This is a genomic window from Achromobacter sp. ACM01 (genome assembly GCF_014851745.1).
GTDB lineage: Bacteria > Pseudomonadota > Gammaproteobacteria > Burkholderiales > Burkholderiaceae_B > Achromobacter > Achromobacter aegrifaciens.
The window spans coordinates 954,151-976,620 of record NZ_JACVAF010000001.1 but is presented as its reverse complement, the minus strand read 5'-3'; the positions used below and the strand labels follow the sequence as shown (position 1 = coordinate 976,620).

Below are 22,470 nucleotides of genomic sequence, written 5' to 3'. Positions count from 1 at the left end.
AGGCCTCAGGCCACCGCTCAGCACCATGACCGACCGTTCCCAAGCGCCCGCCGGATTCAGCAGCCTGGATGTTGCCGCCCTCTCCCAGAACGCCCGCATGCTACAGGTGCGCACGCCCCTGGATGCGGCGCTCGCAGTGGAACGCATGGTCCTGCGCGAAAGCGTCTCCGAACTGTTTGCCCTGACGCTGGATTGCCTGGCGTCCTCGGCCGAACTGGATGTGCAAACCCTGCTGGGCCGCGAGATCAGCGTCAGCCTGCTGCTGGCCGACGGCAACAGGCGCCAATGGCATGCAGTGGTGGAAGGCGTGGACGCGCTGGGCGCAGACGGCGGCCTGGCGCGCTACCGGCTGCACGCCGCGCCCTGGCTGGCAGCCCTGGGCCTGCGCCGCGACAGCTTTCTGTACCAGGACAAGTCGGTCACTGACATCCTGAGCGAGATCTTCGCCGACTATCCGCAGGCGGCCTATTCGTTCGACATCGCCGAACTGCCCGCGCCGCGTCCACTGCGCACGCAGTACCGCGAGACCGACCTGGCCTTCGTGCTGCGCCTGATGGCCGAAGCCGGCTTGAGCTTCCGCTTCGACCACCAGCAGGGCGAACAGCAGGACGAAGCCTCGGGCGGCGCGCGGCACCGGCTGGTCGTGTTCGACACGCGCGCGGCGCGGCCCGTCTGCCCCGATGCCACGCTGCGCTTTCACCGCAGCGACGCCACGGAAACCGAGGACAGCATCACGCGCTTTGGCGCGTCCCGGGCGGTACGGCCTAATGCCGTGACGCGCCTGGCCTGGGACGACCGCAAGCTGCTCGCGCACGCGGCGCATGCGCAGTCCGACGTCCAGGCCGGCGCGGTGCCGCGCCTTGAAGACTATGACTACGACGGCCACGGCCGCCATGCCGACGGCGACAGCGCGGAGCTTGCCGCCGCGCGCAGCCTGCAGGCGCATGAAGCCCGCATGGTGCGCTTCGACGGCGGCGGCACGGCCCGCCAGATGATGCCCGGCCATGACTTCACGCTGACGCAGCACAGCCGCTACGCCGGGGGCTCGGGCCAGGCCGTCGATGAGATGGGCGGCAACCGCTACACGCTGCTGCACGTCGAACACGAAGCCACCAACAACCTGGGCAGCCAGGCCGCCCAGGCGCTGGGCGATTCCGATCTGGAACATGGCTCTTACCGCAATACCTTCGGCGCCCTGCCGGCAGCCGCGCCGCTTATGCCCGGCTGGCGCGCCAAGCCCACGGCGCCCGAAGGCCTGGCGGCCGTCGTGGTGGCTGCGCAGGACGCGCCCATTTCCTCGGGCCGCGACCTGCGCATCAAGGTGCAATTCCCCTGGCAGCGCGGCGCGCGTCCGCTACCGGGTGGCCTGGCGCACCGCAGCCATGGCGACGACACCGGCAATGCGCCGGGCGACGACAGTTCCGGCACCTGGCTGCGCGTTGCGGGCGCGCAGGCCGGTCCCAATTGGGGCGCGCACCATCTGCCGCGCAAAGGCACCGAGGTCCTGGTCGAATTCCTGGACGGCGACATCGACCAGCCCGTGGCCTCGGCCCAGTTGTACAACGACGCCGACCTGCCGCCCTGGTCCGCCGGCGAGGACGCTGAAGCCAATCATCCCGGCAGGCTCAGCGGCTGGCATAGCAAGGGCCTGGACGGCGAGGGCCACAGCCAATGGCTGTTCGACGACACGCCGCGGCAGATGCGCACGCGCCTGTCGAGTTCCATCGGCGCCACGCAGCTGGGCCTGGGCTATCTGATCGCACAGGGCGCGGATGAATCCAGTCGCGGCGCATGGCGCGGCACCGGCTTCGAGCTGCGCTCGGATGCCTGGACCGTGGTGCGCTCAGGACAAGGCATGCTGCTGTCCGCCAACGCACGCGAGGACGCGCGCTCCACCCAGGCCGACGCGCAGGAAGCGCTGGCGCTGCTGCGCGGGGCGCAGAATGCGGCGCAACGCCTGGATGCCGCCGGCGCGCAGCGCCAGGCGCGCGCGCTCGCGGCCACCAGCCAATACGACACGCTGACCCGCGCCATCGATCCCAAGGGCGATGGCCGCTATCCGGGCAGCGTAGGCGGCCAGCAGGCGGTCAAGGCCAGCGGCGGCGAACGCACCGGCACGGACGCAGTGGAGCGCATCGACGGCGCCCGCATGCTGATCGACGCGCCGTCCTCCCTGAACTTCGCCACGCCCGCCTCGGCCATCCTGCACGCCAGCGAAAACCTGCACGTCACCGCGCAGGCCGACGGCCACGTGGCAGCGCGCCGGACCTTTGCCACGGCCTCCGGCCGCTCCACCAGCCTGTTCGTGCAGGACGGCGGCATCCGCGCCGTCGCCGCCGAATCTCCTGTGTCGATCCACGCGCATACCGACATGCTGGAAATGCTGGCCGGCCAGGACATCACCGTCACCTCCACCACCGACAGCATCGAGATCCTGGCGAACCAGAGCATCACCCTGCAGGCCGCCGGCGCCAGCATCGTCATGAATGGCGGCGACATCCTGTTCAAGGGGCCGGGGATGTTCTCGGTCAAGGGCGCATCCCACAACCTGATCGGGCCTGCCAGCGACGCGGCCGCGCTGCCGGCGCTGCCGTCCTCGCAAGTGGGAGATCCGATGCTGGTCACGGCCGAACTGGTGCACCGTCCCAAGGCCAAGCTGCAGGCGCAAGCCGGCTCCGGCCAGGCGCTGAATGCGGCTGGGGCGACCGGCGCGGTCGCCTCGGCTGCAGCGGCTGGAGGCCCCACAGCAGCTGCAGCCAGTGGATCGCAAAGCTCGCTGCTGAGTAGCGCGGGCGCGGCGCTTGCAAGCGGCGCAACCGCCGTATCCAACGGTCTGTCCGCCGCGGCCGATGGCGCCTCCGGCATGCTGAACCAGGCCAAGAGCATGGCCGGCGAAGCGCTCAAGCCCGTGCAGGAATTGGGCGCGATGGCCGGCAAGACCATGCAGGCAGCGGGCAAGGCGGGCTCGGAACTGATGTCGGGCGCCATGGCAAAGGCCGGCGGCATGGCGCAAACGGCCATGCAGAATGTGGCTCCGTCGCTGACTGGCGGCGCCACGTCCTCACTGGCTAACGGCGCCACGCAGTCCTTGGCCAGCATGGCAACGCCGTCGCTGATGGACGGCGGCCTCTCCACCATGAAGATTCCACAGGGCGCTGGCGACGCGCTGGCCGGCGCGGTTTCCATGCCCCAGGCGCTGACTGACGCGGCAGGCGCCGTGTCCAAGGCCGGCGGCATGGCTGCGCAGGCGTCGGCCCTGGCCTCGCAGGCATCCACCTTCGCCTCGCCGGCCGCAGGCGCCGGCCCGTCGGCCTCGGGCATGCTGTCGGGCGCTTCCAGCGCCGCCACGGCAATGGGCAACGCCACGGCGGCATCCGCCCTGGGCGCCGCCTCCAACCTGACCGCCGCCGGCAGCGGTGGCGTGGGGTCCGCCATCGGCCCGGTCATGACCCAGGCCATGGGCGCCATGGGCGGCCGCCCCGCCGCGCTGAGCTCGGCAGTGAACACGCTGCTGACCATGCCCGACGTCAACCAGGGCAATCTGCCCGCGGTGGCGGGCGCCATACTCAGCACGCCGGGCCTGACCGACTCCGCGATTCCGTCCGTGGTCGGCGCCATCCTGCAATCGCCCACGATATCCAACGTCACGCTGCCCAAGGTGGCGGAGGCGATCATGAACATTCCGGCGGTGGCGAACTCGCCTTATCCGGCTATGGCCAAGCGGGTCATGGAAATGGCCGGCGTCGGCCTGCCCGGCCCTGTGGCGAGACCCGCTGGCGCGCCCGGCGGCCAGGACGCGGGCGGCTCCGCAGCGGCCGGGACGCCGGATGCCGGCGCACCCACGCCGTCCGCCTACCGGGCCAGGAGCGGCGCCAAGCTCCAGTACGTCAACCTGAAGGAAGAGGACGAGGTCTGGAACGATGGCCAGGCGCTGGACAGCCTGGACCGCCAGACCAACAAGCCCAGGATCCGCGTGCGCTTCAACAAGGCCGGCCAGCATCGCTTCAGCGTCAAGGTCAGCCCGCGTCCGGGCAACGCGGTGTACTCCGCGCGCGAGCAAAGCCGCCAACCGCTGTACCGCGAGCCCAACCAGCGTTCGTACAGCTACGTAACCGACGCCGACGGCACCAAGGTGGTCGACAACATCACCCTGCCCGCCGCCGGCCTGAACACCTATACCTTCGAGGTGGTGAACGACAAGAACCAGATCATCTCCACGGAGCAGGTCGAGACCGCAAGGCGGCTATATCTCCAGGAGATCATGCTGCCCGGCCCCGAGGCTCTGGCGCGCCGCCACGGCTTCCAGCCGACCGCGACGGAATACGCGCGGCATGGTGTGGACGTCGTGCAATTGCCGCCGGTCAGCACGCGCGGCGACGCCAACATGGACGTGTTCACGGACGACGGCTATGAACGCCTGCGCCGGCTGGCCGCCTCCGTCTATCCAGGGTCGCAGGGCCCGGATCACGAGCCCTATACGCTCGTCGTCTGCCACATCGACCGGCTGGCCACGATGCTGCCCGTCCAGCCCATTTACGTGCAAGCCTCGGCCGGCCCCGGCGCGGCCGACAAGCAGGTGCAGTTCGTCAACGCCGACGGCACCCTCAGCTTCCTGTGGTATCACATCGAGCCCGGCGTGGACTGGTACGTCGAATGCCTGTTCGAGTACACCGACCCCGCGGCCGGCATCAGGCAGGTCCCCATCCCCAAGGATCGCATGACCCCGGTGCCTTACGACCCTGCGAATCCCAAGGCCTGCGACACCCTGAACATCCGCATGGCGGGCCTGGTGCCCGTGCCGACCTCGGGCAAGATCATCCTGAAGGTCCGGTTGCTGGAAAGCTCCGCGGGCGGCGTGGCGTTCCCTGGCACCAACCTCCTTGGCGTGGCGGCGATGAGCCCCTGGGAGCCCAACACGCTGGATTATCTGCAGCAGACGCTGGTGCACGAGATCGGCCACCTGATCGGCATGACGCCCAGCGGACCCGAGTGGGTACGCGCCCATCCCGATGAAGCCGACATGGACTCGTCCAAACTCGACAAGGGTCCGTATTTCTACTCCCAGTTCGGCAACCACTGCCACTTCGGCCTGCCCGCCAGCCAGGCCGATCCCAGCCACACCGGCTCCTGCGTCATGTTCGGCGGCGACTGCGTCAGCATCCGCTTCTGCGCCAGCTGCGCCCAGGCCGTACGCAAGACGGACATGTCCAATGGCTGGCCCTCGTTCTGACGCGCGGCGCCGCGTGGCGCCGGCGTTGGCCCTGCTGCTCGCGGCCGCGATGGCCATGGCCGCGCCTGGCGCCGCCACCGCCGCGCGCCCCACCCCACATACCCAGAAGACCACGATGAACACCGACTGGATCGACCCGCTCTCGTTCGCCACCGCCCCCATCGGCACGGTGCGCGACCATGCCTGCATTCCGCCCAACCATGGCAGCGACGACCAGCTCAACATCGCCGCGCCCGCGCGCGTGCGTCCGCAGGCGTCCGGCGCGCTGGTGATCCCGGTCTGCGCGCAAGGCATCATTCCCGTATCGCAGAACCAGAAGCTGCCGCGCTTCGTCGCCGTCAATACGCAGACCAAGGCGGTTTATGAAGGCGTGGCCTACGAATACAAGCCGCGCAAACGCCCCGGCATGGAAGTGGACGAGATCCCCAGCTCGCGTCCGCCCAAGGGCATCCCCATCAGCCCGGGCATCAGCGTCGGCACGCAGTTCAGCACCGACCTTGCGGCGCAGGTGCAGCTGCCCAAGGATCCGGCGGTCTACGAGGTGTATATCGAATCGAACGGCGTGCGCTCGAATACGGTGAAGATCGAAGTGCAGGCGGCCAAGTAGGCGCTTTTCTTCAGGAGCCCCGGCCGATCATGCGCAGCGCTCGGTCCCGGATCGACCGCCCATAGGCCCAGCACCAAACGGCCAGCGCCAGCATCGCAACAGTGAAGTAGGCCCTGGCCTCGATCGGCACCGGATTCATCTCCGAGATCGTCAGAAAAGGTTCATAGCCCACGAAATCGCTGGCGGCCAGGGTGCTGAAGATCAGCGCCAGCACCGGCCCCGTGAAATGCGGCCGCTCGCCGCGCGTGGTCTTGTCAGCCCAGAAGGACCAATGGATGAAACGGCTTAGCTGAATCGTCACCGCGAACAGCGGGATGACGACGGCGAGCATCAGGACGATAAGGGCGACGAGGACTTGAGGCGGAAGCATGGCGGGATTTTAGCGGCACATCAGGCATTGTCCTTCACCACCCCCTTGCACAACCTGTACCGGACCCACAGGCCGATCACGGACAAAATCAGCGCCGGTCCCAGATAGTAGGGAAAAAAGAACAGGAAATACCCATACCAACGGTCATAGTTCCGGGCGACGTAATAGACGAGCAGGGCACCCACGGCCGCAAACGCCCAGACGGCTACCATGGACACGGCAAACCACTTGCGCGATGCCGCGGAGCCCAGGGCTCCGAAACGGTTTGGGCGCACGTGGACTGCGATCCCGAGGAGATAGAGTAGGGGCAGCGCAAAACCCAGGGCTTTTGTGGCGTAGAGGATCATGTCGGTGGACCACATGACGAATTCACGCACAACCGTCTCCTACGGATCAAGCTCTCCGATGACCCGCTTCATCAAGGTTTATCTCTATCCGGACTTCTGACGTGATCATCGATTCGACACCCAATCGCTTCCCGGAAGCTCAGGGGCCACGTTGCTGAAATCCGATACCAGCGGACGCGTGACATAGCGCGCAGCAGCCTTGCCATCGGGATAGATACGCAATTCCAGCACCACGGCGCCCGCTGGCCGCTGTGGCTGTGGAAGCATCACGACAAATGGATAGTCTCCCTCTCCCGTTGCTTGAGGACCAGAGTCATAGCGCCACGATATCTGCATCGGAGCATCAGGCGCAGCTGGCCTGTAACCGAATGACTGCACATTATTTCCTGTGGCCGAATTCGCTCTGGCGATCCATCGCAGACCAGGCATCAACGAATACGCCACGTCGTACTGCGTAAAGTTGTACGAGTAGACCGCCACCGATCCTTCCAACGCGCTTCGTTGAAAATTTTGCGTCTGGCTTCGCTCTACGTAGACATAAGCCCCCGCCGCCACGGCGATCACCGCCAGTACACCGAGTGCGACCAACCGCCCGAGTTGCGAGCGCCCTGTCTTTCCCTGATTCCGCTCAGACATCCTCGACATCCCACTTTGATCATAGGCTTGCCCAGTCGCCACTGGTTCCACACCGATTCCTGCGCATCCACGGGCTCTGGCATTTCTGTTGCTGTCGCAAAGCGAGCTGGCTAGAGTCCCCGACGCTCTCGCGGCATGCTCATCCCCTATGCTCTATCACTCAAGCCGGATGCTTCCGACGCCGACACAGCTACGGACGAACCGGAGCCATTCCATCCAGATTGGCGCGCATCTGATCAACCCGCGATGCCGACTCATTGTCCGACTTGAACTTGGCTTGTTCCGCCTTGAAGTCGGTCTTGCCAAAAATGTCCTTGTCCCGCACGCGGAAATACAGTGAAGTGCTGGCCAGCAAATGATCGGGCCAGCTGCTCAACATGGCGTCATGCACCAGGAAGTCGAACAGCGCCATGACCTTAGGAGGCAAAGGGTTGGTCCCGGCGCTCGCCTCGCGCCATACGTTGAGCAGGCGCTTTTGCACTTCGCGCTTGGCTTTCATATCAGCGAAAGGATCTTTCGGCTTGTCCTCTTCGGTCAGCGTGCCGCCGCCGCGTGTGATGAGCTCGTTGCGCATTCTTTGCATATCCTTGAGATTCTGTTCCCACGCCTCCATGGCATGCACCGAATTCGGATTTCTCCTGCGAAATTCTTCCTTGCGCTGTTCATTCGCAATGTCCTGGCGCTCCCCCTCTTCGAGCGCACGGTACTCTTCTTCCAGCCGCTGCCATAGTGGCTTGAAACGCTGCGGCGGCAATTCTCCACGGCTCGCGACGGCACGATTCCAACGTTCGTCCTTGAGCGCTTCCAGCTCTTTCAGGCGAGCCGTGTTCTCGGGCTTGTTGCGTTCCTCGCGCGGCAGCATGGATACGCGCCTGAACTCTTCGTTGTATTCCTGCTCCGGAGTGAAGAAATCGCGATCCTGGATCCATTTTTCGGCAGGATCCGACATATCAGCCTTGAAGACGGGATCCTGGTAGCGCACTGCGAGCCACCGCAGGAATACTTCCATGTGTGGAATGAAGTCCATGCCTTTCTCATACTTCACCACGCCGCGATATGCGTCCACCAGTTCAGCGATGCCATAGCTCTGCGCCCCCTCCCCCACGCGTGACGCCAGGGAAAATTTGATGGCGATCAGCGGCCGAACCTTGAAGAGCTGTTCCATGCTGTACATCGCTGCGCCGCTTGCCAGGGCTTGGTGCAACATATCGCGCAAGGGCACCCGAGAGAGTTCCGTGCGAGCACCCAAGGAGCCTGCCGGACTCACTCCAGTGACATCGCCGCTGGAACCTGGATAGAGATACTGCTCGCCCCGAGTCTTCTCCAGACTGTCGATGCGCTGATTGGCGCGCAGTTCATGGCCTGCTGCGAAGTGAACGCACTTCTCCACGGCGGCCGGCACCGTCAAGGCACGGTCCTTGTGGGTTTGCTTCAGCAAGTCGGTAAATGGCATGAATCCCAGGAAGGTGCTCTCGTCCATGATGGAGGAAACGGAGTCCAGCAGGCCAAGAAACCGGATCCGGATCTCCGCAGCGGGAGCCCCCTCCTTCCCCGGCATCACCAGGTCTTGATCGTTCCGACGCCGATACTTCTTGACCAAGTCGTTGATGAATTGGCGAGCCATCACACCGCCACGGTCGGCGCCAAACACGGAGATCTCTATGCGCCGCACATTGTTCATCTCGGCGCTGACCGCGTCATGGGCTGCCTTGAGCTGACGTAGAGCGGCGTCGACCCGAGTGTCGACTCCTGTTCCCATGAGATAGGCGACCGTCTCATTGTCCCGGATCACGGGTACCCCTTCCATCGCGGTGGTCTTGACGACCTCTTTTCCCGCAGTCCATGCGACCTTCAAGGGGTTTCTCTTGAAGCCGGACCAGAACCCCTGTACCGTGGCTTTCGCACGATTTGCCAGGCGTTCGGGATCCCAGGCATTCCATATCCGCACAGCCTTGTCGGGAAGCGTTTTGACGTCCTTCACTACGTCGTTGTAGGCCTTTACCATAGGCTGGAAGGAGCCTTCCTTGATCATCTTCTGCGTCGCGGCTCGTAAGCGCTTCAGAACGTCATGCTCAGGAATCTCATCCAGCCGGGCGATGTTCTGGCCCGCCTTGCCAAGATTCTTGGCGCTTTCGCTCAGCGCCTTGCTGCCCGCGACGGTAGCCGCATAGATCAGGGCGTCTTGCTTTTCTTTTGCATCCTCGTTCAACTCGGTTCCCAGTCCCGAGTAATAGAAGCGAAACCAGAATTGCTTCTCGGGACGCCCCAGATCCGTCTGAATGTAGTGTGCCTCCCAAAGCCTGCAAATGTTCGAATAGAACGTCGGATCATTCCGGTCCACGTCCCGGCTGCGCCCGAAACCATCAAAGAAGAACCCGATCCGAATGACCGCACCGCACTCCAGGCAATCGTCCTTGGGATACGCAGCTTCGTTCTCGGCCATCTTCTTCAATACGGAAGCCGGCGTACGATCTTCCGGCGGCAGGCCACCCGAGGTTTTGTCAACCATTCTTCTCTCCTGAAGCCTTCTCTTCCGCCCTCAGACGTGCAATCTCTCCTTCAGGCATAGCCTCGACAGCCTTGGCAAAGTCGCCCGGTTGGCGGCCCGGCTTGGCCAGCATTGCGGCAATCTTCGGATCTCGATCAAAATTTGGCGAAACCGTAAAATACAGCAGCATGTATTGCTGCATGTCGCGCTTGTCTTCAATACGGTATTCAATCCAAGCCGTCCTCGCTACCTTTCCCACGGCCCTCAATACCGCATAGCCATCCCTGTACCCCTGAAGCGCATCTCGATGAGCGGCATAAAGCCAATCCGTGACGGAAACCAGCGGCAGACGCGTTTGCCCAAGCAACTTTCGGCTCAATGCGATTTCCATGTGCTCGTCGGGATAGATGTGCAACTCCATGTACAACGGACCGTCACCCGAAGGAATCTGCGCCGCAGGGAAATGCACCTTCGTTTCCTTATGAAAGATCACCTCGTCGAGCTTGCCGTCGTACAAATGTTTGATCGCTTCTTCGCCGTCGGCGCCGCTCCATTTCACGACGAAATCGGTGCCTTTCAGCGTGTAGCAACACGTACCCGACCCTTCTCCGCCGCCAACGCCGACCGCACCCGAGCTGGCGCTGCGGCCTGCGTTGTCGGTCAGTTGAATGGTGTCAAGGTCCCAAGGTGTGTAGTTGAAGGCAACCAAGGTCACGCCTTGGTACGTAGGCTCGCCATTGCAGCCCGCCAGCAAGCCCAGCCACATCAGAACGACAATCAGGCCCTTACGCATTTCCCGTCCTCTCCCGCAACAATCCATCCCACACGTCGTCAGGCACATCCTCCAGCGCCTGCGACAGCCCAGAGCCCTTGAATGCGCGCAGCGCGGACTGAATCACCTCGTGTTCATCAAAACGCGGCGATATTGTGATACCCCACGCCACATAGTCCAGCATGTCCCGCTCGCTTTCTATCCCGTAGGCACGCGCCCGCGCCATCTGCTCCAGCACCTGCTCATGCAATTCGTCCTGCCGCAGGTCGCTGCCCAGAACTCCCATATAGATGCGGCGGATTTGTTGGGTCAGCTTGTCCGGATAATCCATATCCAGCAGCGCCTGATGCTGCGCCAACGTAAACGGCTGTGGCGCCGGCAGCGCCGCAGCGCTCAATTCACGTTCTCCACCGCCCTTCCACTCGGCGATGGAACCGTCGCGGCGCAGGTAGCGCATGAGCGTCAGCGGCGCCAGGAAACGCTCGCGCTCGGCTTCGCTCCAGACCTGAAAAGCGCGGTCCAGAATGCGGCTGTCGTAGAAGTGCAGGTAATACTCGCGACCGTCCGGCAAGCCATAGTCGCCGTAGTACGCGCAATGTGCCATTAGTTCGGCCAGGGCCATGGGCGACAGGATATGGGTGACCGCAAACTGCCCACCGTCCGCCTCGTACACCCTGCGCAGCAGCCGCAATAGTTCAGAGGTGTATGGCCCGTCCGTGTCGCGCCCCAGTTCAAAACGCGTCAGATCGTCTATTTCGATCAGCAGGGGCGCGATTTCACCGTATACGGCCAGATCCGTTCCCAGCCAGACCGAACCGTGGCTGACTTGAGCGCTGCTCTTGATCGGCGCGGCCAGCTCCGCGCGGTTGCGGAAATCCACGAGCAGATAGGCATGCATTGCCTCGCCCGTTTCGATGCGGCTGATTTCAGCATGCCGCAACGTCTCGCCAAGCAGGGATTGCCAATCCGTCATGCGCTTGCCCGCCTCATGCCTTGTCCGTGATGGACTGCACGCCATCGTGCGCGTCCAGCACGCATTGTTTGCAGACCGTGAACTGGGGAAAAGCGTAAGGCATGCGGTCCGGCCCCGCAAACTGCTTGTTCCCCGTCTTCACATCGATCCGCCCCGGCGCGGTCACCGTGATGTTGCCGCCTTCCAGCACGATGCTGGCGCCGGCCGCGGTGGCGATGCGGATGCGTTTGGGCGCGGCATACTCGACGTTGGTCTGCGCGCTGCCGATGGTGATGTCCTTCTGCGCCTGCACGCGCAGGATGTCGTGCTGGGCCTGAACATGCACGTCGCCCGTGGCGGAGATCAGGTCCAGGCCGGAGTCCGCGCCGCCCTGCTGCAGGCCGGCGACGATGCCCAGGCCCTGTCCGGTGTGCACGCGCAGCGCGCCCATCACCGCCAGGTTCTGGTCCTTGCCGGCCGACCAGTGCACGGTCTCGCCGGCGGTGTATTGCATGTGTTGGCCAGCGACCTGCGCCAGTCCCGCGCGCGCGGCCATGAACACGACCGGATCGGTCAGGTGCGGCACCTTGCCCTCGGCCGCCTGGGTGTGCTTGGCCGAAGCGTCGCTGCGCGCACCATCCAGGCTTTCGCCTGCGACGGTGCCGGACACGGCGCGATGCATGGCGGCCAAAGGCGCCTTGCCGTCGTCCAGCACGCTGGCTTCCGCTCCCTTGGAGCCCAGCGCGCTCGCCAGGCGCAAGCCCTGGTGCGCGCCGACCACGCCATCCAGCGAACGCGCCATCTGGTCGGCCTGGCTGGCCAGCGCCTGCAAGCCCGCAGCCTCGCCTGCGGGGCCGGCGCTGGCGCCAGTGCCGGCGTAGGTGCTGAGCAGCACGCCCGCGCCGCCGCGCACGGCGCCGTAGGCGTCGGTGCGCAGCTCGGCGCCCAGGCCGCGCAGTCCGCCGCGGTAGTTGCCGGCCTGATGAATCAGGTGGCCCAGGTTCAGTTCGCTGGCTTCCTGGCTGCTCTTGATCTGCAAGCGCAGTTGTCCGTCGCTGTCGTCGAACACGATCTGGTTGTAGCCCGAGCCGCCGAACTCCTTGCTCTTGAAGCCGCTCAGCGCGGCGGCGTTGCGGTGGTTCTCGTCGCCGCCCGCGGCGCCATGCCAGGCAGGCGCATTGCCTCCCGCCAGGTTGGCCTGGGCGCTGGGTGCGGCATCGCGCGCGGCGGTGTAGACCTGGGTGTCGGCTTTGCCGCCGTCCCGGCCGCCCGGCGTGGCGGGCGTGCCGCCCTCGCCGCGGCCGTTGTACAGCGCGCCCACGACGATGGGCTGGTCCACGTCGTCGTCCAGGAAGCGCACCAGCACCTCCTGGCCGATGCGCGGCACGAAACTCATGCCCATGCCTGCGCCCGATTGGCGCTGCGCCACGCGGGCCCAGCGGCTCTTGGCCACCCCCTCGGCATCGTCTGCCTGCCAATGGAATCGGATGCGCACGTCGCCGCGCTTGTTGCGCAGGATCTCGTCCTCGCCCTGCGCCTGCACTGCGCCGTCGGCGCCCGTGACGATGGCCGTGTGCACGCCATGGACCGAAGGCGCGCCGCTCAGGCGCGCGCCGCGTGTCTGCGGCAAGGCTGGCCGCCAGGGGCGGTCGCAACGCACCGCCTGGAAGCGGTTGGCGTAGCCGACCTCGCGCGCTTTCGCCAACACCGCGGCGTCGGGCCGCGACGGATCGGCGTTCGAACCCGCCGCGCCAGGCGCCGCGGGCGCCTCGGTATCCAAGGCCAAATGTGCGTCCAACCCGCCCAAGCGCTGCGACAGCGAGGCTCGGGTTTCTGGCGGCAGGTTGTTGATGCCGACGTGCTCGACCCGGTCCAGCGCAAAGGCGGGCTCGAAGCCTTCTTCGTCGGCAGGCCCCAGTGGAGACATGTTCTGCAGCGTGAAACGCGTGCCGGAACGGAAGGTACGCACCCCGCCCTGGCCGACAAAAGTCTCAGCGCCGGCTTGTACGGCTTCCATCGCGAGCGTGGCCTGGCGCCGCGCCTCGGCCTCATCAGCAAAGCTGCCGTGGCCTGCCACCTCGTACCATTCCAGGCCCGCGTCGTCAGTGCCGTCTGCCGGACGGGCCAGCGCCTCTGCCGCCACGGCGCGCTTGCCGCCGCCGTGCCAGCCCAGGACGGTGACGCGGTCAGGACCGCGCCGCCACTGGCGCGACATGGCCTGCACGGTGTCGCGCGACTCGGTCGCGCCGGCGCGGTGAAAGCGCACGCCCCCGCTCGCGGACTCGGAGTCCTCGGCCAGGCCGCGGCTGTCGGCGAATATCAGCGCGACGTGCCGCGCGGGGACCTCCGGGTCTTCGACCGTCGTCCAGCCCAGGCCTGCTTCGGCCAGCAGGCGGCTGATGAAGTCATAGTCGGTCTCGCGGTACTGCGTGGTGTAGGGGCGCGGCGCCACGCCGGCCTGCGCTTCGGCCGCATCGGGAGCCACGCGATGCACATAGCCTTCGTAGCCGCCCAACACATGGCCGACGATGTCCAGCACGGAACGCGCTTCGAACACGCGGCTGTTGCGCTGCTGCGTGGCCAGCCACAGCCAGGGCGCGACCGTCAGGCGGTAGCGCGCCAGGCCCGCGTCGCCCGACAGCAGCTCGGCTTCGCGGACCAGACCGCTGCGACTCGCGCGGCTGCCGTCGGCGCGCGTGGTCCACAGTGTCACGGGGCGGCCGATCATGTCGCGCAATTCCAGGCCGGCGTCGTCGGACAGCGCGACCACGCGCGTCTGCGAAACGCCCGACAAGGCTTCGCGCGCGATCCAGCCCTCGACCTGCAGCGAGGCGAGCGCGCCCTCGCCCTCCAGGCTGTAGAGGCGGGCGTCGGAACTGAACAGGCCAGGCGTTGCAGTCGGATCCATTGCGGAAAAAACCTTCTCTGAAGACTCAGGGTTCGACCTGGGCTTGCGGATTGGGGCATTCGGGCGCCGTGCCCCAATAGCCCGAACACACCCGCAAGCGGCATTGCTCGCTTTCCAGGAAGCCCAGCTTGCGGCATTGCTCCAACCGGGCCGCCAGGGGCGAGCCCGGCAGTTCGCGGACGAAGACGCCGTCGTTCTTGTAGACCTTGGTACCGGGCGGCGACGCCGGCGGCAGGCCATAGGACATCAGCGCGGCCAGCAATGCGGCGTCGGAATCGTTGCGCGGCGTCTTGGCGCGCTGCGGCGCGGCCTGGGGCGACGCTTTGGGCGAGCCTTGCGAAGTGATCGCGCGCGGCACCGTGGGCCCGGCTGCCTTGGGCGCAGCGGCCTGCGCCTGCAACGCAGCGCGAGGCTGCGGCGGCGTGGCGGTGACGGCCAACGCAGACAAGGGGTTCTCGGGCGCGCGGTCCTCATCGGCATTGGGAAGTCCCAATTGCGCGAGAGGGTGGTCTTCGATGACGGCCGCGGAAGAAGGCTGCGGGTCGGGATCGGCAGCGGCCACGCGCGCACCCGCTGTTGGAGCGGCTGGCGCGGCGGCGGGCTGCGCTGGCGGCGTAACCGGAGGAGTCGATTCAGCGACCACAGGCAGCGGCGGCGTATCGAACACGCTATATAACATCGCGCCCGCAGCACCCGTCAGCAATAGCAGCAGCAAGGCCAGCGGCAAGCGGGAACGGCGCTTGGGCGCCAGGTGTTTGACTTCGGCGTCCGGCACTCGCCCCTCTAGCGCGGCGAGGATGCGCGACGCTGCGCGTTCATCCGGTGACGGTGAGCGTCCTGCGAGCAAGCTGGGAACAGAGGTCGGTGATCGCGATCTTTTTTCGTCTTCTGCCATGCGAAGTCCCGTGTCTGCAGAGGTCGTCTAAACCCCTGTAACCAAGGGGTTCGAGAATACCTGATGACTTCTTTCGCATCATCGATTCTTGTTACGAGTTCTAAGCCACAGACGCGTTTTGCAACGTCCAAGCGCTTGCCTGAATCCCGAATAGAACAAAAGATTACGCCTTCGTAACTGAGGGACCTCCTTGCTTCTCCTGCTGCCTCTCTACTTTCTGCTCGCCATCGGCGTTTCCGCGTTGCTTGTCTTTCCGTCCTTGCGGGAGGCCACGGCAAGGGGAGCGCGCGCGCTTGCACAGGGAATACGCCAGGGCATGGCGCGCGGCGCGGGACACGCAGGAGGGGCGATGGGCGACTCCGCGCAGGCGCTGCGCACGGGCTTTGGAAAGGCTGGCGGCGCGTTTTCGGCATACCGCTGGCACATCGCTGCGGGCCTGCTGGTTGTGTTGCTTCCGTCACTTTTCGCTTTCGTCATGCGACACAATCACACATTTGTTTACGAGGATCGGACCGCGGGTCCGGACCCTCGCATCCAGGCTTTGCTGACCGGCGAAAGACTGGTCCCGCCGCCTCCGCTGCCGCCCGAAGCGTTCACCACGCGCGAAGTGGAATTGGTGCGTCCCAACCTGGGCGGCGCCAGCCGCGACTGGAACCTGCTGGACGCCGATTACCGCCAGCGCCTGCTGGCCGCGTACCGCGTGATGCGTGAAGAGCATGGCTACGAGATGGTGCTGATCGAAGGCTATCGCAGCCCCGACCGCCAGGCGGAGCTTGCCAAGATGGGCTCGCACGTGACCAATGCCGGCGCCTACCAGAGCTATCACCAGTTCGGCCTGGCCGCGGACAGCGCCTTCCTGCGCGACGGCAAGGTGGTCGTGTCCGAAAAGGATCCCTGGGCCATGCGCGGCTACGAACTGTTCGGCGAAACCGCCGAGCGCGTCGGCCTGACCTGGGGCGGCCGCTGGAAGATGATGGACTTCGGCCACACCGAGCTGCGCCGCCCCGGCGTCATGCGGCGCAATGGCGGAGCCGCGCAATGATCAACTCCGAAAGCGTCATATCGCATCCATGAGCCGCATACTCAAAACCGGGCTGTTGCTGGCCCTCGTCTTCGGCGTGGTCTGGCTCGCCGTCATCATCTGGTGGCAGGAGTCGCGCACGCTGCCTACGGGCGTGGACATCGGCCTTTATCTGTTCGCGCTGCCGCTCGCGTTGATCGCCGCCGCCTGGAGCGGCGCGCGCATCGTGCGTGCGCGCCGCGAGGCCCGCGCCGCGCCGGCGCAGCCCCCGCAGGACGACGCCGCCCAGACCGCCGAACCCGCTCCCCAGGCCGCGAGTCTGCGCGTGCTGGCCAGCGCTGCCAGCGCCGCCGTAGGCAGCGAGGCCGTCGCGATCCATGCCGCACTGGCCGCGCAGCAGCGTCCGGATCTGGACCCTTCCTTCAAGAACACGCAAGGCTTTCCTGTCTTCAGCGCGCGCGCGCCGCAGCTCGATACCGATGCGCTGCGCGCCGCGGCGCGCGAGGCCCGCGCCCCGGCCGCCGCGCTCGAAGAAGAACGCGTGCGCGCAACCGCCCTGCTGGCAGAGGTGGTGGAGGCGCTGGCGCTGGAAGCGCGCGCCATCGTGCTGAAGCAAGGCGAACCGCAACATGACGAAGCATGGCCGCTGCTGCAGCTGGAACTGCTGCTGCCCGCCGACTGGTCCGACGCCGTGCGCGACCATGCCGTGGACCAGGCACTCGCGGCGGCGGCGTGGCCTGCCAGCCGCATGGTCCAGCGCCTGCACGCCGCGCCAGACGCGCTCACCAGCGATGGACTGCTGCGCCAGCTGGCGCAGGAACCCCTGACCGCGCGCAGCGCCACGCTACGCCTGGTTGCTGTCGCCGACTCCCACATCGATGCGACGCGCGTCGAGCAATGGGACGCGGCCGGCCGGCTCATGTCGAACGCCAATCCCCAAGGCCAGGTGCCCGGCGAAGCCGCGGCTGGCCTGTTGCTGGACCTGGGCGCCCATGCGCCTGGCGGCGAGCCCGCACGCAGCGACTCCGCGCTGACCCTGACCCTGTCCGCACAAACACAGCGCGCGGTCGACGCCGACGCGCGCGGCGCGCTGCATGAGCCACGCGTGACCGAGTTGGCCACGCAATTCCTGGCCGAACAAGGCCAACCCGCCGATGGCGTGGCAGCGCTGATCAGCGATGCCGACCACCGCGGCAGCCGCCCGCTGGAGACCGCCGGCCTGGCTGCTGCGCTGTTTCCGGCGCTGGACCCCAACCAGGACTGCCTGGCAGTAGGTTCCGGCTGCGGCCATACCGGCGCGGCCGCGCATCTGCTGACCGTGGCCGTCGCGGGCGCCGCCTGCGCCCAGGCCGGCGCGCCCGTGCTCGCCCTCATGACCCAGGACCCGGCGCTGCGGACGCTGGCGCTGGTGTCGCCTTCCGAAACCCTTCCCGCCTGACCCACAAGAACATAGTTCAAACCATGCGCAGCCCCTCCGATCTCCTATCCGGCGCCTCCCGCGCCATCAGCGAAGGCCGACATTGGTCCTCGCGCGCGCTGGCCAATCCGCGCACCTTCATGGCGCTCGGGCTGCTGGCCCTGGTGGTCTTCCTGTTCCTGTTCGCCGACACGGTGGAGATCGGCCTGGTCTGGGCGGGCATCGCCCTGGGCGTATGCGTGCTGCTGTGGCTATGCGCCTATCTGTGGCGCCGGCGGCGTACCCGCAAGGCCAACAAGAACCTGGGCGACATGCTGGAGCAGCAGGTGCAGACGGGCGCCGCCGCCAACCGCAACGACGTGGAAGCGCTGCGCACGCGGCTGACCCAGGCGGTGCGCACCATCAAGACCTCGAAGATCGGCCAGACCTCGGGCAACGAGGCCCTGTACGAGCTGCCCTGGTACATCGTCATCGGCAACCCCGCGGCCGGCAAGAGCAGCGCCGTGATCAATTCCGGCCTGCAGTTCCCCTTTGCGGACAAGAACGGCGCGGCGGTCCGCGGCGTGGGCGGCACGCGCAACTGCGACTGGTTCTTCACCACCGAAGGCATCCTGCTGGACACCGCCGGACGCTACTCGGTGCATGAAGAGGACCGCAACGAATGGATGGGCTTCCTGGACCTGCTCAAGCGGCACCGTCCCAAGGCGCCCATCAACGGCATCATCGTGGCCGCCAGCATCGACGAGCTGACGGGCGCGGGTCCGGAGTTCGCGATCAACCTGGCCAAGAACCTGCGCCAGCGCGTGCAGGAGCTGACCGACCGCCTGGAAGTGTTCGCGCCGGTCTACATCATCTTCACCAAGGCCGACCTGATCTCGGGCTTCAGCGAGTTCTTCTCCGACAGCGACCAGAGCGAGCGCGACCGTGTCTGGGGCGCGACCCTGCCCTACGGCGCCGAGGAAAACCGCGACGTGCTGGCGCTGTTCGACAGCCGCTTCGACGAACTGTATGAAGGCCTCAAGGAAATGGGCACGGCGCAGATCTCCCTGCGCAACAGTCGCGACCTGCCGCCAGGCCTGCTGACGTTCCCGCTGGAATTCGCCGGCATCAAGCCGGCGCTGCGCACGTTCCTGTCCACGCTGTTCGAGACCAATCCGTTCCAGTACAAGCCGGTGTTCCGCGGCTTCTACTTCACCAGCGCGCTGCAGGAAGGCATCACGCAAAGCACTTCCACAGAGCGCCTGGCCGAACGATTCGAACTGCGTCCCGCCGCGCGCGCACAGTCGCGCAGCGTCACCTCCAACAATGGCTTCTTCCTGCGCGACCTGTTCTCCAGCGTGATCTTCGCGGACAAGAAACTGGTGCGCCAGCACGCCAGTCCCGCCAAGACGCGCATGCGCTACCTGGCCTTCTTCGGCCTGGTGCTGGCGCTGGGGCTGGTACTGGGCGGCTGGAGCTGGTCCTACCTGGGCAACCGGCAACTGGCGCAGAACGTGCAAGCCGACCTGGACAAGGTGGTGCGCCTGCAAAGCGAGCGCACCGACCTGCAAAGCAGGCTCGAAGCAATGGAAATCCTGCAGGACCGCATCGAACAGCTGGATCGCTATTCCTCCAGCCGTCCGTGGTCCCTGGGGCTGGGCCTGTACCAGGGCGATGTGCTGAAGGAGCGGTTGCTGGCCGAGTACTACAACGGCGCGCGCCAGTTCATGCTGACGCCGGTGAAGGCCAGCCTGGAAGACTTCCTGGCCAAGGTCGACACCTCCGCCGCAGCAGCCAGCGGCAACGCGCCGCAACCGGCGCCGCAGCAGGCCCGCGCCGCGCACGCGGGCAATGGCGACACGCTGTTCCAGGACGCCTCGCCCACCAACGCGGACGACGCCTACAACGCGCTCAAGACCTACCTGATGATGGCCAACCATCAGCACGTGGACCCCACGCACCTGTCAGACCAGATCACGCGCTTCTGGCGCGGCTGGCTGGAAACCAACCGCGGCGCCATGCCGCGCGACCAGTTGATCCGCAGCGCCGAGCGGCTGATTTCGTTCTATGTCGGCCGCGCGCAGGACGAAGGCTGGCCGCAGATCGACACCAATCTGGCGCTGGTCGAAAAGACCCGCGGCAGCCTGCGCGCCGTGATGCAGGGCATGCCGGCGCGCGAACGCGCCTATGCCACGCTCAAGGCGCGCGCCGCGACGCGCTTCCAGGCCATGACGGTGGCGCGCATCGTGGGCGAGAACGACGCGGGCGTGGTCGCCGGCAGCTACGCCATCCCCGGCACGTTCACGCGCGAAGCCTGGGAACAGTACATTCAGCCCGCCATTGGCGAGGCCGCCAAGAAGGAAGTGCAGACCAGCGACTGGGTGCTGGGCGTGAACGCGCGCGACGACCTGACGCTGGAAGGCAGCCCGGAGCAGATCCAGAAAAGCCTGGCGACGATGTACAAGACCGAGTACGCCGAGGAGTGGCAGAAATTCCTGCGCGGCGTGACGATCAAGCCCTTCACCAGCTTCGAGCAATCGGTGGGCGCGATGAACCGCCTGGGCGATCCGCAGACCTCGCCCATCGCCAAGCTCATCAATACCACCTATGAGCAAACCTCCTGGGACAACCCTTCGCTGATCAACGCCGGGCTGCAGCAGGCCCAGAGCGGCGTGGTCGGCTGGTTCAAGCGCGTCATCCTGCGCCAGACGCCGCCGTCCGCCGCGCCCGCCACCGCCGCCAACGGCGAGGCGATTCCAATGGGTCCGGTGGGACGCGAATTCTCCGACGTGGCGCGCCTGGTGGTCACGCGCGACAACCAGTCGCTGCTGGGCAACTACATGAGCGCGTTGTCCAAGATCCGCACCCGCTTCAACCTGCTGAACAACCAGGGCGATCCCGGCCCCGGCGCGCTGACGCTGATGCGCCAGACCCTGGAAGGCAAGGACTCGGAACTGGCCGACGCGCTGAAGCTGGTGGACGAGCAGATGCTGGCGGGCATGTCGGCGACGCAGCGCGAGACCCTGCGCCCGCTGCTGGTGCGCCCGCTGATCCAGGCCTACGCCGTGACCATGCAGCCGGCGGAATCCGAGTTGAACAAGGTCTGGAACGCGCAGGTCTACCGCCCGTTCAACCAGACCCTGGCGGAGAAGTACCCCTTTGCCAGCCGCGCCAGCGTCGAAGCCAGCAGCGATGAGATCGGCCAGGTGTTCGGCCCGCAGGGCAGCATCGCCAAGTACGTCAACGACACGCTGGGTCCGCTGACGGTGCGCCGCGGCGACATCCTCACGGCACGCACCTGGGGCGACATGGGCGTGAGCCTGCAGCCCACCTTCACGGCCAATTTCGCGCAGTGGGTGGCGCCGCTCTCGGGAGGCGCGGCCGGCAGCGGCGCGGCCAGCCAGCCGCAGACGCTGTTCCAGATCCAGCCCAAGCCCGCGGCCGGCGTGACCGAGTACACCATCGAGATCGACGGCCAGCAGCTGCGCTACCGCAATACCCCGCCGCAGTGGGTCAATTTCGTGTGGCCCAATGCCCAGGGCGCCCCCGGCGCGCGCATCACCGCCACCACCTTCGACGGCAGCGTGGTCGAGATCGTCAACGAACCCGGCCGCTTCGGCCTGGAACGCCTGATCTCCACGGCCCAGCGCACCGCCAACGCCGACGGCAGCTTCAACATGAGTTGGGGCAAATCCAACGTGACGGTGCCGGTGAAGCTGCGCATCATCAGCAACGCCCAGGCGCCCGGCGCCGGCGGCAGCGAGCCCGGCGGCAGCCAGGGCCTGCGCAACCTGCGCCTGCCCTCGTCCGTGATCGGCGCCTCTCCCGAATCCTCCGCCCAGACGCAACCCGGAGCGCCGCAATGAGCAGCCCGCAGTCCCCCTTGTTCCGCACGGCCTACTTCGGCAAGATTCCCAGCCGCGGCGATTTCGTGAAGAACACTTCACATCCGCAGCTGATGGCCACGCTGGATGCCTGGGTCGCCAGCACCATGGAGATGCTGGCGCAGGAACCGCACTGGAAGGCGCTTTACGACGAAGCCGAGCCCATGCCGTTCGCCATCCTGGGGTCGCGCGGCAAGCTGGCCATCGCCGGGCATCTGCAGCCCAGCCAGGACCTGTCGGGCCGCCGCTACCCTTTCCTTTCCGCCACCTCGGTGGAAGTGCAGAAGCCGTTGGCCTTCATTGCCCGCAGCCCCATTGCCTTCAGCCGCATGTGGAACCGCATGAGCGGCGCCGCCGCCCTGCTGATGCAGGACGGCGATCCCGCCTCGGCGCTGCAAACGCTCAACGAACTGGAAGGCGAAATCCGCACAGCGGCCGACGACGGCTTCGACGCCTTCGTCGACCTGCAGACCGTGGAGCGGCTGGAGGCGATGCTGCGCGGCAACGGCCACGCCGCGCGCGTGCACGACATCATCCTGGCGCTGGGCATCCTGCTGGAGCCGGTGATGTCCAGCGGCTCTTCGCAGCTGGACAAGGGACTGTCGCTGCCGCTGCCGGACGACCCGCTCTACATCAACCTGGTGGCCGCCTACTGGATGACGCTGATCTCGCCCTTCCTGTCGCGCGCGGACTTCGAGATCACCCTCTTCATCGGCCGCATCGCCGGCAAGCACCGGCTGGCCGTGGATTTCCGCGGCGCCTCGCCGCAGACGCTGGCCAGCCTGCTGTCCACGCCGCAGGCGTATGCCGAACAGCACATCGTGCTGGAGGACGCGCCCTGGGTCCGCAACCACGTATCGGCCAGCCACGGCCTGGCCAAGCTGTCCAGCTATCTGGACCAGCCGCGCCTGTCCTTGCGCCTGGCGCTCGACACCTTTCTTGAAGTCTTTACCGGAGCCTGACC

Annotated in this window: 14 protein-coding genes; 6 read left to right on the top strand and 8 right to left on the bottom strand. The window is 66.4% G+C overall.

Annotation, left to right across the window (positions count from 1 at the left end):
* The first annotated feature begins 25 nt into the window (after positions 1-25).
* Both tssI and IB268_RS04530 read left to right on the top strand, forming a co-directional pair.
* Positions 26-5,230 carry a type VI secretion system Vgr family protein gene (tssI, locus tag IB268_RS04535; RefSeq protein ID WP_192353898.1) on the top strand — a complete coding sequence of 1,735 codons (5,205 nt, stop codon included), beginning with the start codon at positions 26-28 and terminating at the stop codon, positions 5,228-5,230.
* Positions 5,211-5,837, top strand: coding sequence for a hypothetical protein (locus IB268_RS04530; RefSeq protein WP_192353897.1), 627 nt, complete (start codon positions 5,211-5,213; stop codon positions 5,835-5,837). Before tssI ends, IB268_RS04530 begins: the two co-directional genes overlap by 20 nt.
* Before the next feature lie 10 nt (positions 5,838-5,847).
* On the opposite strand, the gene IB268_RS04525 is transcribed toward IB268_RS04530, so the two are convergent.
* The 8 genes from IB268_RS04525 to IB268_RS04490 form a co-directional block, all read right to left on the bottom strand.
* Positions 5,848-6,207, bottom strand: a complete 360-nt coding sequence (locus IB268_RS04525) for a hypothetical protein (RefSeq protein ID WP_192329395.1) — start codon at positions 6,205-6,207, stop codon at positions 5,848-5,850.
* Between the two features lie 20 nt (positions 6,208-6,227).
* The gene (locus IB268_RS04520) at positions 6,228-6,584 is read right to left on the bottom strand and encodes a hypothetical protein (protein WP_192329397.1); all 357 of its coding nucleotides are present in this window, start codon (positions 6,582-6,584) and stop codon (positions 6,228-6,230) included.
* A 75-nt stretch (positions 6,585-6,659) separates the two neighbouring features.
* Positions 6,660-7,190 (bottom strand): hypothetical protein, encoded by a 531-nt coding sequence (locus IB268_RS04515; RefSeq protein WP_147400242.1) that lies wholly within the window; start codon positions 7,188-7,190, stop codon positions 6,660-6,662.
* Positions 7,191-7,380: 190 nt separating this feature from the next.
* Positions 7,381-9,699 carry a DUF2235 domain-containing protein gene (locus IB268_RS04510; RefSeq protein ID WP_054452048.1) on the bottom strand — a complete coding sequence of 773 codons (2,319 nt, stop codon included), beginning with the start codon at positions 9,697-9,699 and terminating at the stop codon, positions 7,381-7,383.
* Entirely contained in the window at positions 9,692-10,471 is a 780-nt protein-coding gene (locus tag IB268_RS04505) for a DUF3304 domain-containing protein (protein WP_054452049.1), read from the bottom strand. The genes IB268_RS04510 and IB268_RS04505 overlap by 8 nt, the downstream gene beginning before the upstream one ends.
* Positions 10,464-11,423, bottom strand: a complete 960-nt coding sequence (locus IB268_RS04500; protein WP_175180566.1) for a DUF4123 domain-containing protein — start codon at positions 11,421-11,423, stop codon at positions 10,464-10,466. Before IB268_RS04500 ends, IB268_RS04505 begins: the two co-directional genes overlap by 8 nt.
* 13 nt (positions 11,424-11,436) lie before the next feature.
* Complete coding sequence (locus IB268_RS04495) at positions 11,437-14,310, bottom strand: type VI secretion system Vgr family protein (protein WP_192353896.1); 2,874 nt, start codon at positions 14,308-14,310, stop codon at positions 11,437-11,439.
* A 25-nt stretch (positions 14,311-14,335) separates the two neighbouring features.
* The gene (locus IB268_RS04490; RefSeq protein WP_192353895.1) at positions 14,336-15,085 is read right to left on the bottom strand and encodes a hypothetical protein; all 750 of its coding nucleotides are present in this window, start codon (positions 15,083-15,085) and stop codon (positions 14,336-14,338) included.
* Between the two features lie 310 nt (positions 15,086-15,395).
* Between IB268_RS04490 and IB268_RS04485 the strand changes: the two genes are divergently transcribed.
* The 4 genes from IB268_RS04485 to tagF all read left to right on the top strand — a co-directional run bounded on the left by IB268_RS04485 (position 15,396) and on the right by tagF (position 22,468).
* Positions 15,396-16,247 carry a M15 family metallopeptidase gene (locus IB268_RS04485; RefSeq protein ID WP_054452053.1) on the top strand — a complete coding sequence of 284 codons (852 nt, stop codon included), beginning with the start codon at positions 15,396-15,398 and terminating at the stop codon, positions 16,245-16,247.
* A gap of 28 nt (positions 16,248-16,275) precedes the next feature.
* Positions 16,276-17,664, top strand: a complete 1,389-nt coding sequence (locus tag IB268_RS04480) for a hypothetical protein (RefSeq protein WP_192353894.1) — start codon at positions 16,276-16,278, stop codon at positions 17,662-17,664.
* Between the two features lie 119 nt (positions 17,665-17,783).
* Positions 17,784-21,488 (top strand): type VI secretion system membrane subunit TssM, encoded by a 3,705-nt coding sequence (tssM, locus tag IB268_RS04475; RefSeq protein ID WP_225591328.1) that lies wholly within the window; start codon positions 17,784-17,786, stop codon positions 21,486-21,488.
* Positions 21,485-22,468: a type VI secretion system-associated protein TagF gene (tagF, locus tag IB268_RS04470; RefSeq protein ID WP_054452055.1), complete on the top strand. Its 984-nt coding sequence runs from the start codon at positions 21,485-21,487 to the stop codon at positions 22,466-22,468. Before tssM ends, tagF begins: the two co-directional genes overlap by 4 nt.
* The last annotated feature ends 2 nt before the right edge of the window (positions 22,469-22,470 follow it).

Coding starts and splice junctions, on each gene's coding strand:
- tssI (WP_192353898.1), top strand. CDS start 26: ATGACCGACCGTTCCCAAGCGCCCGCCGGATTCAGCAGCCTGGATGTT.
- IB268_RS04530 (WP_192353897.1), top strand. CDS start 5,211: ATGGCTGGCCCTCGTTCTGACGCGCGGCGCCGCGTGGCGCCGGCGTTG.
- IB268_RS04525 (WP_192329395.1), bottom strand. CDS start 6,207: ATGCTTCCGCCTCAAGTCCTCGTCGCCCTTATCGTCCTGATGCTCGCC.
- IB268_RS04515 (WP_147400242.1), bottom strand. CDS start 7,190: ATGTCTGAGCGGAATCAGGGAAAGACAGGGCGCTCGCAACTCGGGCGG.
- IB268_RS04510 (WP_054452048.1), bottom strand. CDS start 9,699: ATGGTTGACAAAACCTCGGGTGGCCTGCCGCCGGAAGATCGTACGCCG.
- IB268_RS04505 (WP_054452049.1), bottom strand. CDS start 10,471: ATGCGTAAGGGCCTGATTGTCGTTCTGATGTGGCTGGGCTTGCTGGCG.
- IB268_RS04500 (WP_175180566.1), bottom strand. CDS start 11,423: ATGACGGATTGGCAATCCCTGCTTGGCGAGACGTTGCGGCATGCTGAA.
- IB268_RS04495 (WP_192353896.1), bottom strand. CDS start 14,310: ATGGATCCGACTGCAACGCCTGGCCTGTTCAGTTCCGACGCCCGCCTC.
- IB268_RS04480 (WP_192353894.1), top strand. CDS start 16,276: ATGAGCCGCATACTCAAAACCGGGCTGTTGCTGGCCCTCGTCTTCGGC.
- tssM (WP_225591328.1), top strand. CDS start 17,784: ATGGCGCTCGGGCTGCTGGCCCTGGTGGTCTTCCTGTTCCTGTTCGCC.
- tagF (WP_054452055.1), top strand. CDS start 21,485: ATGAGCAGCCCGCAGTCCCCCTTGTTCCGCACGGCCTACTTCGGCAAG.